General features: G+C 73.1%; 8 protein-coding genes and 1 pseudogene. 6 read left to right on the top strand and 3 right to left on the bottom strand.

The window, feature by feature from the left end; all coding sequences use genetic code 11:
* From QMZ92_RS31550 to pulA, 4 genes and pseudogenes are all read left to right on the top strand, one after another.
* Positions 1-331: pseudogene (locus QMZ92_RS31550) on the top strand (alpha-glucosidase); the annotation flags it as partial.
* Positions 316-1,359 carry a LacI family DNA-binding transcriptional regulator gene (locus tag QMZ92_RS31555; protein ID WP_502962178.1) on the top strand — a complete coding sequence of 348 codons (1,044 nt, stop codon included), beginning with the start codon at positions 316-318 and terminating at the stop codon, positions 1,357-1,359. The pseudogene QMZ92_RS31550 and the gene QMZ92_RS31555, both read left to right, overlap by 16 nt.
* A 233-nt stretch (positions 1,360-1,592) precedes the next feature.
* Positions 1,593-3,281 carry a carbohydrate-binding module family 20 domain-containing protein gene (locus QMZ92_RS31560; RefSeq protein WP_283300989.1) on the top strand — a complete coding sequence of 563 codons (1,689 nt, stop codon included), beginning with the start codon at positions 1,593-1,595 and terminating at the stop codon, positions 3,279-3,281.
* A 303-nt stretch (positions 3,282-3,584) separates the two neighbouring features.
* On the top strand, positions 3,585-8,915 hold the full coding sequence (gene pulA / locus QMZ92_RS31565; RefSeq protein ID WP_283300990.1) for a pullulanase-type alpha-1,6-glucosidase: 5,331 nt from the start codon (positions 3,585-3,587) through the stop codon (positions 8,913-8,915).
* A gap of 30 nt (positions 8,916-8,945) precedes the next feature.
* Here pulA and QMZ92_RS31570 read toward each other — a convergent pair whose 3' ends face one another.
* Entirely contained in the window at positions 8,946-9,683 is a 738-nt protein-coding gene (locus tag QMZ92_RS31570) for a TetR/AcrR family transcriptional regulator (RefSeq protein WP_283300991.1), read from the bottom strand.
* 63 nt (positions 9,684-9,746) lie between these two features.
* Here QMZ92_RS31570 and QMZ92_RS31575 point away from each other — a divergent pair, with 63 nt between their 5' ends.
* A complete protein-coding gene (locus tag QMZ92_RS31575) occupies positions 9,747-10,160 on the top strand; it encodes a hypothetical protein (RefSeq protein ID WP_283300992.1) in 414 nt (137 codons plus the stop codon).
* 64 nt (positions 10,161-10,224) lie between these two features.
* On the opposite strand, the gene QMZ92_RS31580 is transcribed toward QMZ92_RS31575, so the two are convergent.
* Both QMZ92_RS31580 and QMZ92_RS31585 read right to left on the bottom strand, forming a co-directional pair.
* Positions 10,225-12,171 carry a hypothetical protein gene (locus QMZ92_RS31580; protein ID WP_502962179.1) on the bottom strand — a complete coding sequence of 649 codons (1,947 nt, stop codon included), beginning with the start codon at positions 12,169-12,171 and terminating at the stop codon, positions 10,225-10,227.
* Positions 12,172-12,201: 30 nt separating this feature from the next.
* Positions 12,202-13,014: a tyrosine-protein phosphatase gene (locus QMZ92_RS31585; protein ID WP_283300993.1), complete on the bottom strand. Its 813-nt coding sequence runs from the start codon at positions 13,012-13,014 to the stop codon at positions 12,202-12,204.
* 110 nt (positions 13,015-13,124) lie between these two features.
* Between QMZ92_RS31585 and QMZ92_RS31590 the strand changes: the two genes are divergently transcribed.
* On the top strand, positions 13,125-13,595 hold the full coding sequence (locus QMZ92_RS31590) for a hypothetical protein (protein WP_502962180.1): 471 nt from the start codon (positions 13,125-13,127) through the stop codon (positions 13,593-13,595).
* Positions 13,596-13,683: the final 88 nt, after the last annotated feature.

The raw sequence follows: 13,683 nt of genomic DNA on the forward strand, positions 1-13,683 counted from the left end.
GAGCTGGCTCCCGCAGCCGGCCGACTGGGCCGAGCTGAGCGTGGAGGCGCAGACCGGGGTGCCCGGCTCCACCCTGGAGCTGTACCGGGCGGCCCTCGCGGTGCGCCGCGAGCACCCGGGCCTCGGCGCGGGCGAAGCGGTGACCTGGCTCGACGCACCCGACGGAGTCCTCGCCCTGTCCCGCGAGGGGTTCGTCTGCACCACCAACACCACGGGCGCGCCGGTCCGCCTCCCCGTACCCGGCGCATTCCTGCTGGCCAGTGCGCCGGTCGCGGTGAACGACGGCTTCGCCGTCCTGCCCGCGGACGCCACGGCGTGGTGGACGGTGTGACGATCCCCAGGCCGAGGGGCACCGCGGGGGCGGGCGCGCCCCGGCTCGCCGACATCGCCGCGCAGGCCGACGTCAGCGAGGCCACGGTCAGCCGTGTCCTCAACGGCAAGCCCGGTGTGTCGGCGGCGACCCGCACCCGGGTGCTCGCGGCGCTCGACGTCCTCGGCTACGAGCGCCCGGTGAAGCTGCGCCGCCGCAGCGCGGGACTGGTCGGCCTGGTGGTGCCCGAGCTCACCAACCCGATCTTCCCGGCGTTCGCCCAGGTCATCGAGCAGGTGCTGGCCGGGCACGGCTACACACCGGTGCTGTGCTGCCAGCAGCCCGGCGGGGCCAGCGAGGACGAACTCGTGGAGCAGTTGGAGGAGAGCGGTGTCGACGGCATCGTCTTCCTCTCGGGACTCCACGCGGACACGGCGGCGGACCAGGGGCGCTACGCCGAACTGACCGCGCGCCGGGTCCCGTTCGTGCTGGTCAACGGCTGGAACGAGCAGGTCTCGGCGCCGTTCGTCTCGCCCGACGACCACATGGCCGCGGGCATGGCCGTGCGCCATCTCGCCGAGCTCGGCCACGAGCGCATCGGGCTCGCGGTCGGGCCGGTGCGCTACGTGCCGTCGCGGCGGAAGACGGAGGGCTTCCTGGCGGCGGCCGGACCGGACGCCGAACGGTACGTCCGGCACACCCTGTTCAGCGTCGAGGGCGGTCACGCCGCCGCCGCCGAACTCCTCGACGCGGGCTGCACCGGAATCGTCTGCGGCAGCGACATGATGGCGCTCGGGGTGATCCGGGCGGCGCGCGAGCGCGGCCTGGACGTGCCGGGCGACGTGTCGGTGGTCGGGTATGACGACTCGCCGCTGATCCCCTTCACGGACCCGCCGTTGACGACCGTGCGGCAGCCGGTCCAGGCCATGGCGTCGGCGGCGGTCGGCGCGCTGCTGGAGGAGATCCGGGGAAACCCCGTGCCCAGCACCGAGTACGTCTTCCAGCCGGAGCTGGTGGTACGCGGCTCGACGGCGAGGGCGCGGAGCTGACCGGCCGGCCGGGACGGACGTCACGCCATCTGCCCGCAGGGTGAAAAACCTTGCAGGCGGATGGCGTCCGTGTTTCCCGGATGTGTCCGAACGGTTGACCGGGCAATCGTTCGGGCCTACCGTCACCTGCGCAGAGGGCCCTTTCAGTTTTGCAGCAAGAACCTTCAACACCCCCATCTCCGGCCCTCGCTCACCACCTCCCACCTCCCTTCCTGAGCCGCAGGAGGAAGCACATGGCCAGCAGATCTCTGGCTGCCGCGCTCGCCGTCGTGGCGGGCACGGCAGCCGCGGTGATCGCGCCACCCGGGGCAGCGCAGGCGGCCCCGCCCGGCACCAAGGACGTCACCGCCGTCCTCTTCGAATGGCGCTTCGACTCGGTCGCGCAGGCGTGCACCGGCACCCTGGGGCCGGCCGGGTACGGATACGTCCAGGTCTCCCCGCCCCAGGAGCACATACAGGGCGGGCAGTGGTGGACGTCGTACCAGCCCGTCAGCTACAAGATCGCGGGGCGGCTGGGCGACCGCGCCGCCTTCACGAGAATGGTCGACGCCTGCCACGCGGCGGGCGTCAAGGTCGTCGTCGACACCGTCATCAACCACATGGCCGCCGGGAACGGCACGGGCACGGGCGGCTCGTCGTACACCAAGTACGGCTACCCCGGCCTGTACTCGGCCCCGGACATGGACGACTGCACCGCGCAGATCACCGACTACCGGAACCGCGCCAACGTCCAGAACTGCGAACTCGTCGGGCTCGCGGACCTCGACACCGGCGAGGAGTACGTCCGCGACAGGATCGCGGGCTACATGAACGACCTGCTGTCGCTCGGCGTCGACGGCTTCCGCGTCGACGCCGCCAAGCACATGCCCGCCGCGGACCTGGCCGCGATCAAGGCAAGGCTCAGCAACCCGGCCGCCTACTGGAAGCAGGAGGCCATCCACGGCGCCGGCGAGGCCGTCCAGCCCGACGAGTACCTGGGCAATGGCGACGTGCAGGAGTTCCGCTACGCCCGCGACCTCAAGCGGGTCTTCCTCAACGAGAACCTGTCGTACCTGAAGAACTTCGGCGAGGGCTGGGGCTACATGACGAGCGGCAGGTCCGCCGTCTTCGTCGACAACCACGACACCGAGCGCGGCGGCGACACCCTCAACTACAAGAACGGCGCCGACTACACGCTGGCGAACGTGTTCATGCTGGCCTGGCCGTACGGCGCGCCGGATGTCCACTCCGGCTACGAGTGGTCCGACCGGGACGCGGGCCCGCCCAACGGCGGCACGGTGAACGCCTGCTACAGCGACGGCTGGAAGTGCCAGCACGCCTGGCGCGAGATCTCCTCCATGGTCGCCTTCCGGAACGTGGCGCGCGGTCAGGGCGTCACGAACTGGTGGGACAACGGCGCCGACGCGATCGCGTTCGGCCGGGGCGACAAGGCGTACGTGGCGGTCAACCACGAGACCTCGGCGCTGACCCGCACCTTCCAGACCTCCCTCCCGGCCGGCGACTACTGCGACGTCCAGTCGGGCACGGGCGTCACGGTGAACGGCGCCGGCCAGTTCACCCGGACCCTGGGCCCGAACACCGCCGTCGCGCTGCACGTCGGCGCGAGGAACTGCGGCGGCGGATCGTCCGCCTCCGGCGCCTCGTTCGCGGTCAACGCCACGACCGTGCCCGGCCAGAACATCTACGTCACCGGCAACCAGGCCGCCCTCGGCAACTGGAACACCGGCAGCGCCCTCAAGCTCGACCCGGCGGCCTACCCCGTGTGGAAGCTCGACGCCGGCCTGCCCGCCGGCACCACCTTCGAGTACAAGTACCTGCGCAAGGACGCCGCGGGCAACGTCACCTGGGAGACCGGGGCGAACCGCACGGCGACGGTCCCGCCGACCGGCAGGGTGAGTCTCGACGACACCTGGCGGTCCTGAGATCCGGGGCCTGACGGGCAGCGGTGCCGGGACGTTCACCGGCGGACCGCGCCCGTCCGGCCCGGGGCGCGCACGGCCGGGTCGGCACCACCCGCCACGGCCGTGCCGCCCGGATCCGGCCCGGGCACGGCCCGCCGGGCGGCGCGGGTGAGCTGAGCTCCACGGCCCTCGGCGCACGGCCCTCCGGTCCCGAAGAGTCCCGTAAGCCGCGAGCCGCGGGCTCGTGAGCAGTCCATGAGCCCACGGGCGCAGACGAGTTCCGACACGAGTTCCGACGAGTCCAGACCAGTGAGGAGAACCCTCGTGACACCCCCCTCGCGCACCCGGCGCAGAACGGTGGCGGCCGGCCTGGCCGTCGCCGTGTGCGCCGCACTCGCGCCCGCCGTGCCCGCCGCTGCGGCGAAGCCGCCCGCCCCACCGTCCGACGCGCGGCTCGCCGCGCAGCCCGCCCGGCACGATCTCACCCGCGAACAGTTCTACTTCGTGCTGCCGGACCGGTTCGCGAACGGCGAGCGCGCCAACGACCGCGGGGGACTGACCGGTTCACGCCTGGAGACCGGCTACGACCCCACCGACAAGGGCTTCTACCAGGGCGGCGACCTCAAGGGCCTCACCAAGCGCCTGGACTACATCAAGGGCCTCGGCACGACCGCCATCTGGCTCGCGCCCATCTTCAAGAACCGGCCCGTACAGGGCAGCGGGAAGGACGCGTCGGCGGGCTACCATGGCTACTGGATCACCGACTTCACCCAGGTCGACCCGCACTTCGGCAGCAACCGGGACCTGGAGACGCTGATCGACAAGGCCCATGCCAAGGGCATGAAGGTCTTCTTCGACGTCATCACCAACCACACCGCCGACACCGTGGACTACGCCGAGAAGGCCTACGGCTACCGTCCCAAGGGCTCCTACCCGTACCTCGACAAGAGCGGCCGCCCGTTCGACGACCGCGACGGGATCCCGCGCGGCGCGGTCGACGCCGACTCCTTCCCGTACACCCCGGTCAAGGGCGAGGGCGCCGTCACCAAGGTCCCGGCCTGGCTCAACGACCCGACGATGTACCACAACCGGGGCGACTCCACCTGGGCCGGGGAGAGCGCCGAGTACGGCGACTTCGTCGGACTGGACGACCTGTGGACCGAGCGGCCCGAGGTCGTCGAGGGCATGAAGCGGATCTACGAGAAGTGGGTCCGCGACTTCCGGATAGACGGCTTCCGGATAGACACGGTCAAGCACGTCGACCTTGACTTCTGGACCCAGTGGGCGACCGCGCTGGACGCCTACGCGGCCAAGCGGGGCCGTGAGGACTTCTTCATGTTCGGCGAGGTGTTCTCCGCCGACACCGCCGTGACGTCGCCGTACGTCACCCGGGGCCGGCTCGACTCGACCCTCGACTTCCCCTTCCAGGACGCGGCCCGCGCCTACGCCTCGCAGGGCGCCGACGCCGGCCGGCTCGCCGAGGTCTTCGCCGACGACTACCGGTACACCACCGACAAGGCCAACGCCTACGAGCAGGTGACCTTCCTCGGCAACCACGACATGGGCCGCATCGGCACCTTCCTGAGGCAGGACAACCCCGGCGCCGGCGACGCCGAGCTGCTGAAGCGGGCCCGTCTCGCCAACGAGCTGATGTTCCTCAGTCGGGGCAACCCGGTCGTCTACTACGGCGACGAGCAGGGCTTCACCGGCGCGGGCGGCGACAAGGACGCCCGCCAGACCCTGTTCGCGTCCAAGACCGCCGACTACCTCGACGACGACCAGCTCGGCACGGACCGCACCCACGCCGACGACGCGTACGACACCGGGCACCCCGTCTACCGCTCGATCGCCGCGCTGTCGAAGCTCACCCGTGAGCACCCGGCGCTGCGTGACGGCGTCCAGCAGGAGCGCTACGCGAAGGACTCCGTCTACGCCTTCTCCCGCACGGACGCGGAGAAGCGCGCGGGAGCCGTCGAGTACCTGGTGGCCGTCAACAACGCCACCACCGAGAAGACCGTGACCGTGCCCGTGGACTCGGCGGAGTTCCGGGCCCTGTACGGCGGTTCCGGCACCGTCCGCGCCGGTGACGGGGAACTCACCGTCACCGTCCCCGCACTGTCGTCGCTGGTGCTGCGCGCCACCGGGCCCCTTGCACCGCCCGCCAGCCGACCCGCCCTCACCCTCAAGCCCCCCGCCGCCGGGGCGACCGGCACCGTGGAGATCTCCGCCGACGTCCGCGGCGGACAGCTCAACCGGGTCGTCTTCGCCGCGCAGGTCGGCAACGGCAAGTGGCGCACCCTCGGCACCGCCGACCACGCCCCGTACAAGGTGACCCAGCACATCACGGCGCCCGCCGGGACGCCACTGCGCTACAAGGCGGTCGTCGTCGACAGCCTCGGACGCACCGCGAGCGCCCTCGCCGCGACCACGGCCGGCCAGGTCCCGCCGCCCGAGAAGCCCACGGCCGTCGAGCGCACCCATGCGGTCGTCCACTACAAGCGCGCCGACGGCGACTACGACGGCGCGCGGCTGAAGGCGGCCGGGACCACGGCAGCGTTCACCGGCCGCGACGCCTGGGGCGCCTTCGCCTGGGTCAAGGTCCCCGAGGGCACGTCGGCCCTCTCGTACACCGTCGAGAAGGACGGCGCCCCCGACGGGCCGGAGCGCACCATAGGCCTCGGCCGCACCGGCGAGGTCTGGATCACGCAGGGCCAGGACGGCCAGTCCGACACCGCTCCCGACGGTGCCCGCCCGCCGCAGGACCCGAAGAAGGCCGTGCTGCACTACCACCGGCCCGGGGGAGGCGACTACGACGGGTGGGGCCTGCACACGTGGACCGGCGCATCCGAGCCCACCGACTGGTCGAAGCCGCTGATGCCGGTCCGGAAGGACGCGTACGGCGTCGTCTTCGAGGTCCCGCTCGCCGAGGGCGCCACGTCGCTGAGCTACATCGTCCACAAGGGCGACGAGAAGGACCTGCCGACCGACCAGTCGCTGTCGTTCGGCAGCCACGGCCGCGAGGTGTGGATGCTCGCCGGGCAGCCGAAGTACCTGCTGCCGATGAGCGGCGGCGCCCCCGCGCCCGACCTGTCGAAGGCCGAGGCGCAGTTCATCGACCGCGACACCGTCGTGTGGAAGGTGAAGGCCACCGACGCCACCAGCCAGCAACTGGTGTACGCACCCGGCGGCGGCATCGGGATTGTCGACGGCGCACTCAGCGACGAGGGGCGGTGGCTGCGGCTGAACCCGTCCGCACTGACCGGCGCCCAGAAGGCGAAGTACCCGCACCTGAAGGACTTCCCCGCCTTCACCGTCGACCCGCGCGACCGCGACCGGGTCGAAGGCGCCCTGCGCGGCCAGCTGATCGCCACCCAGCGCAATGCGGAGGGCGCGCTGCTCGCCGCGACCGGAGTGCAGATCCCGGGCGTCCTCGACGACCTGTACGCGGGCAAGGCGCAGAAGGCCGCGCTCGGACCGGTGTTCCGCAAGGGACGCCCGACGCTGTCGGTGTGGGCCCCCACCGCGCGCAAGGTCGCCCTCGAGCTGGACGGGAAGACCGTCCCGATGCGCCGCGACGACGCCTCCGGCGTCTGGTCGGTCACCGGCCCGGCGAGCTGGCGGGGCAAGCCCTACCGGTACGCCGTGACGGTCTGGGCGCCCAGTGTGCGCAAGGTGGTCACCAACAGGGTCACCGACCCGTACTCCACCGCCCTCACCACGGACTCGGCCCGCAGCCTCGTCGTCGACCTCGCCGACCCGAAGCTCGCCCCCGAGGGCTGGTCCACGCTGCGCAAGCCGGCCGCCGTGCCGCTGAAGGACGCCCAGATCCAGGAGCTGCACGTCCGCGACTTCTCGGTCGCCGACCGCACCGCGAGGAACAAGGGCGGCTACCTCGCCTTCACCGAGCGCGACTCGGACGGGATGAAGCACCTGGCGTCGCTCGCGAGGAGCGGTACCTCCTACGTGCACCTGCTTCCCGCCTTCGACATCGGGACCGTCCCGGAGAGGAAGTCGGACCAGTCCGTGCCGGACTGCGACCTGAAGGTGTACGCGCCGGACTCCGAGGAGCAGCAGGCCTGCGTCGCGAAGGCGGCCGCGAAGGACGCCTACAACTGGGGCTACGACCCGCTGCACTACACCGTCCCGGAGGGCTCCTACGCCTCCGACCCCGAGGGAACGCGCCGCACGGTCGAGTTCCGGCGGATGGTGCAGGGCCTGAACGGCGCCGGACTGCGCACCGTCATGGACGTCGTCTACAACCACACCGTCGCGAGCGGCCAGTCGGAGAAGTCCGTACTGGACCGGATCGTCCCCGGCTACTACCAGCGGCTCCTCGACGACGGATCCGTGGCCACGTCCACCTGCTGCGCCAACACCGCGCCCGAGAACACCATGATGGGCAAGCTCGTCGTGGACTCGGTCGTCACCTGGGCGAAGCACTACAAGGTCGACGGCTTCCGGTTCGACCTGATGGGCCACCACCCGAAGGCGAACATGCTCGCCGTCCGCAAGGCCCTCGACTCGCTCACCGTCGGGAAGGACGGTGTCGACGGGAAGAAGGTCGTCCTGTACGGGGAGGGCTGGAACTTCGGCGAGATCGCGGACGATGTCCGGTTCGTCCAGGCCACCCAGCGGAACATGGCCGGGACGGGGATCGCCACCTTCTCCGACCGGGCGCGGGACGCCGTCCGAGGCGGCGGCCCGTTCGACGAGGACCCGGGCGTCCAGGGCTTCGCCTCCGGTCTGTTCACCGAGCCCAACGCCTCCGGGGCCAACGGCACCCCGGCCGAGCAGAGGGCCCGGCTGCTGCACTACCAGGACCTGATCAAGGTCGGGCTGTCCGGCAACCTCGCGTCGTACACCTTCACCGACACCCGGGGCCGCACGGTCAAGGGCTCCGAGGTGGACTACAACGGCTCACCGGCGGGCTACGCGGCGGCACCCGGTGACGCCCTCGCCTACGCGGACGCCCACGACAACGAGACGCTCTACGACGCGCTCGCGTTCAAGCTGCCGCCGTCCGTCCCCGCGGCCGACCGCGCCCGGATGCAGGTCCTGGCGATGGCGACGGCCGCGCTCTCCCAGGGACCCGCACTGTCCCAGGCCGGCACCGACCTCCTCCGGTCGAAGTCGCTCGACCGCAACTCCTACGACAGCGGTGACTGGTTCAACCCCGTCCACTGGGACTGCCGCGACGGCAACGGTTTCGGCCGCGGCCTGCCGCCGGCCGCCGACAACAAGACCAAGTGGCCCTACGCCAAGCCGCTGCTGACCGCGCCCACGCTGAAGCCCGGCTGCGCGGAGATCACCGGCACCTCGGCCGCCTACCGCGATCTGCTGAGGATCCGTACGACCGAGAAGGAGTTCGGACTCGGCTCGGTGGACGAGGTGCAGTCGGCGCTCTCGTTCCCGCTGTCGGGCACGGACGAGACGCCGGGCGTGATCACCATGCGCCTCGGTGACCTGGTCGTGGTGTTCAACGCCACTCCGGACCGCCGGACCCAGCGGATCGGCGCCCTCGCGGGCACGTCCTACGGGCTGCACCCGGTCCAGGCCGGGGGCGCCGACCCGGTGGTCAAGTCCGCGTCGTACGACGGCGCCACCGGCTCCTTCGCGGTGCCGGGACGCACCGTCGCCGTCTTCACCCGCGGCTGACGCGCGGCGGCGCGCCAGGGCCCTCGGGGCTCAGGCGCGCTGCTGCGGAACCCGTGCCGCGGGTGCCGGGGACGGCGCCTGCGGCACGAGGGCCACGAGCCGGCCGACGAGGTCCCCGAAGAGCCCGTCGGCCGGCTCGTCCCGCATGATGCGCTCCAGCACGGCCGCCATGTCCGGGTCGTACGCCGCGGGCACCGCCACCAGCGCCGCGAAGTCGTGGACCAGTTGGAGCTCCAGCTCCGCGCGCGGTATCTCCCGGCCGTCCAGCCAGATCAGCGCGGTGGACTCGGCCAGTGACACCCAGGACCGCACCACCAGCCGCAGCCGCGGCGCCGGGTCGGTGACGCCGAGATGGGCCATGATCTGCTCGTAGGCCGCCTGGCGGACCCCGTCTATCACCGCGCTGGTGGTGCCGGTGCCTGCCGCGGGACCGCCCCGCATCAGCGCCGAGAAACCCGGCCCGTGCTCGTCGACGAAGTCGAAGAACCGGCGCATCACCCTCAGCAGCCGTCCGCCGAGCGGCCCTTCGTGCCGCTCCGAGAAGCGGTGGGCGAGGTCCTCCGCCGCGCGCCGCAGCGCGGCCTCGTACAGGCTCTGCTTGCCGGGGAAGTAGTGGTAGACCAGCGGGCGCGAGATCCCCGCGGCGGCGGCGATCTCGTCGATCGACACCTCGTCGGGGGAGCGGTGGCTGAACAGCTCCAGCGCCACTCCGATCAGCTGCTGCCTGCGCTCTTCGACGCCCATCCTGCGGCGAACCCCGGTCGTCATGCGAACAGCCTAACGGCCGGGCTTCGGACGCCGTCCGCCGCTCGGCCGTTAGGCTTCCGGAACATGACCGCTTCTGACCAGGAGACACCCGCGGAGTCCCCGGCACCTTCGGACGCGTCCGAGCTCGTGGACGCGCCCGCGCCGGCGGGAGTGCCCGCGGTGGACGGGCCCGTACCCGCGGACGGGCCCGCGCCCTCGGAGGTGCCCGCAGCCGCGCCGGGGCGCATGACCCCCCGCCAGGCCCGGACGCTCCGGATCGCCGCGGCGTCCGTCGTGCTCGTGGCGCTCGGTGCGGTCCTGGCGGTGCGGCTGGCCAGTCGCACGTCGGTCCTCGTGGTCGGGGTGTACGGACTGGCCATGATCCTGTGCGGAGTTGTCATCGAGCTCAGCCGCCACGGCCGCACCCGGCTGGGCACGTATCTGCTGGGCGCGGGCCTGGCGGCGGCCCTTGCGGCGGACTGGCTGCTGCTGCCCTGAGCCGCTCGGCTCCGGGCGCATCGGGCCCAGCCGTTCCGTCCGGACTCCGTGCTCCGGCCGCCGTTCAGCGCAGGGCACGCATCCGGGATCCGTCCGCGAGCCTGCCGTCGAGCTCCACCCGTACCCCCTGGCGCGCCGGCACGACGAGGTGGTTGCCCCCCGCGCTGCCGGTGACCCCGCCGGAAGTGCGTACGGAGGCGACGTCCTCACTGCCCGCGGCCAGTACGTACCACCGGCCCGTGCGGGACTTCCACAGCACGCCCGCCAGCACCCGCGGGTCCCGAGGTCCGCACGCGGGCGACACCTCGGAACGGGCCACCACCACACCGGTCGACGGGGCCGCCGGGCCCGACCGCGGCGGCTGGAACTGGGCGAGCACCCGGCCGCCCGTGCCGCGCCAGGTCTCGGCGCGGGTGCACACCCAGGCGGCCCTGCCGTTCCCCTCCGGCAGCCACTGACGCGTGTACCGCCAGGTGTTGACCTCCCGCACCCCGTTCGAGCGCATCGTGGGCAGCAGACAGGCCGTGCGCGCCCAGGCGGTGCGGGCCTCCTCGGGAGCTTCGGGGACATCGTCGGAGGACAGCGGAGGCCCCCAGGTCAGCCGGGCCGGAACGATCTCGCCGAGATCGGTGACCAGCCGTCGGGCGCCGCCGCCGGCCAACTCCAGCGCGTGCCACGCCCGGCATTCGCGGGCCTCGGCCGGGCTCGGCAGCACCTCGGTCACCCCGTGCGCGTCGCGCCGCAGTGTCCGGGGCTCCGCGTCCGGATCGAGCAGATCCCGCGCCGAGGCGCCGCTCACCCAGGGTGCCGTCAGATAGCGGACACCGTCGTCGCCCCGGCCGACCAGCAGCGCCCCGGCGGTGGCCGCGTCCGCCGCGTCGGTCCGGGCGAGGTCCAGCGCCGGGCCGCCGCTCGCGCCCCCGTCCGGCTCCGCGTACCGCACAACGCGCAGCCCGTCGTGGAACACCACCACCCGGGCCCGGTCCACCTCGCCCGCGAACAGCAGCTGTGGCGCCCCCATCGGCGGACCCGGCGGGGTGCCGGGTGTCGCGGACACCTGCACCGTCGCACCGGGCCGCGCCCAGACGGCGAGCGCCCTGCGCAGCAGTGCGCGGTCCCCGGTCAGCGAGCCCCGGGCGGGCCACACGGAGAAGTCCGTGCGGCTGGAGCTCCGCCAGGCCAGAGCGCCGATCCGCTGCAGCCGGGCCGGGTCCAGCGCCGCCTCGGCCGCCGGGTGGCGCGCGTACAGCGGAGCGGCCGCCTCCGCCGGTGCCCAGCCCTCTCCGGGCATGCTCAGCAGTGTGCCGGACACCAGCACGGCCGCGGCCGCCGCCAGCGCGGCCTTCGCGTGCCGCCGGCGGCGCATCAGATCGGTCGGCCGGGCCTGCAGCGAGCAGGGGTCGAACTCGGGGGAATCCAGCAGCTCGACCGCGGTCCTGCCCTCCGGGGTGCGGAGCCCGTCCGCCGCCGCGAGCGCCGCGTGCGGGTCGGCCACCCCGGCGCAGGTCAGGACCTGCCGCACCGCGGCATCCGTCAGCCCCTCCAGGGCGCGCAGCGCGTACGCGGCACGAGCGGCCCCGGACAGCGCGGACAGTCCCTGGTCCAGGGCGAGTTCATCGGCGCCGCCGGAACGCGGGAACAGCCGCAGCCCCCACACCTGGGGCAGCAGCGGCGGGAACTGCACACGCTTCGGCCAGGCACGCCGCCGCAGCGGGAGACCCGCGTCCAGCGCCTGCCGCAGCACCCGCCCGCGGACGAACGCGTACCCCGGCGCGGCCGTTCCGCGCGGGGCCGGCACCCGTGCCCCACTGGCCTGCGGAAGCCGGGCCGCACGGCCGCGCGGCAGGGAGCGCTGCACGATCCAGTGAGCGGTCAGCACCCGGCGGTTGCGGCCGAGGGAGGGCGGCAGGACGAGGTAGGCGGTCCGCACCAGACGCGGATAGTGCTCCACGAGCGCGGCCTCGGCCTGTTCCACGTCGACGGCGGCGGGGGCGAGTTCCTGGGTGCTCACCTTCAGCAGAACGAGCGAATACTGCGATAGTCACCAGCTCCGGCCGTCAGGCCCGGTGAGACGGGCGCGGATCCGTGCCACGGTCTCGTCGCCCACTCCGAGGCCGTCCCTCACGTACCGCTCCAGCGAACCGTGGAGCCTGGTCACCTCGTCCCGGGCGGCGGACAGGTAGTCCGGTGTCACACCGACGACGGTGAGCGCGATCTCCGGGTCGCCGCCCTGGGCGGTGAAACCCTCCACGAGCGGTGCGAACGCCTGGCGCACCGCCCGGTTCACGGAGAGGTACTCCGCCATCACGGTGTCCTCGTCCGCGCCGAGCAGGCCCAGCACCACGGCCGCGGCCCAGCCCGTGCGGTCCTTGCCCGCGGTGCAGTGGAACAGCAGCGTCCCGGCGTCCGGCTCGGCCAGGGCCTCCAGGAAGGCCCCGTAGCCGTGCCGGGCGGACTCCGTGGAGACGAGGGCCCGGTAGGTGTCGGCGAACAGGGCGTGCGCCCGGCCCCCGCCCAGTTCCCGCTCGGCGGCCGCCGGGTCGCCCAGGACCTCCCGCAGCCGTGCGGCCGCGGGCACCGTGCCGGAGGCCAGGAAGTCCGCCAGCACGTCGGCCGCCAGCACCCGGGTGCCCGGCGGAAGGCGATCGGGCCGCGCCCGGCGCTCCGCCTCCGTGCGGAAGTCGAAGACGGTCCGGACGCCCAGGGCCGCCACCGCCGGGTCGGCCGCGGTGTCCAGCCGGTCCAGCTGCCCGGACCGCAGCAGCAGGCCCGGCCGCACGATGCGGTCGCCCGTGAGCGGGGTCGGGCCGAGGTCGCGCAGATTGGCAACGGTGGTCGCGGGGATCGCGGGCATGGCGGCGGCTTCTCCCTGGTGCACATGGGGCAGCTGGTGCGGGTGCGACGTGCGGCACGTTACCCCTCGTTCCTCTGCACACCGGGGCGCCGACCGGGCACGATGGCCCGATGAGTACGCAACGAGCTCGAAGCACCACTCCGATGGCCCTGGTCGCGCTGGCACTGACGGCGGCCACGGCCCTCACCGCCTGCGGCGGGGACGCGGACGAGGCCCCCGACGTGCCGAGGACGGCGACCGGGAGCCTGGAGCAGTTGGCGAAGCAGGCCGAGTGCGAGCCGAACATCCAGACGGACGCCAAGGAGTTGCGGCAGGCGAACTGCGCGACGAAGGACGGCGAGTACGTCCTCGCCACCTTCGCCACCGACCGCGGCCAGCGCGAGTGGATCAACGTGGCCAACGACTACGGCGGCTCGTACCTCGTCGGCAGGAAGTGGGTCGCGGTCGGCGACGAGAAGGTCGTGGCGGCACTGCGCGGCCGGCTCGGCGGGACCGTGGAGAGCGGCGCCTCGCATGGCGGGCACTCGGGGAGCAGCGCCGGCAGTGGGGGGAACGAGGACGAGCACTCCGGCCATCACTGAGCAGACCGCGCAGGTATGGGGGGGGAGGGGGACGGGCGGGGAGGGGTCCGGCGGAAGGTGGCGCCGAACCCCGGGACTCGGGCGGGGA

Source organism: Streptomyces sp. HNM0645 (assembly GCF_030056615.1).
Taxonomy (GTDB): domain Bacteria; phylum Actinomycetota; class Actinomycetes; order Streptomycetales; family Streptomycetaceae; genus Streptomyces; species Streptomyces marianii.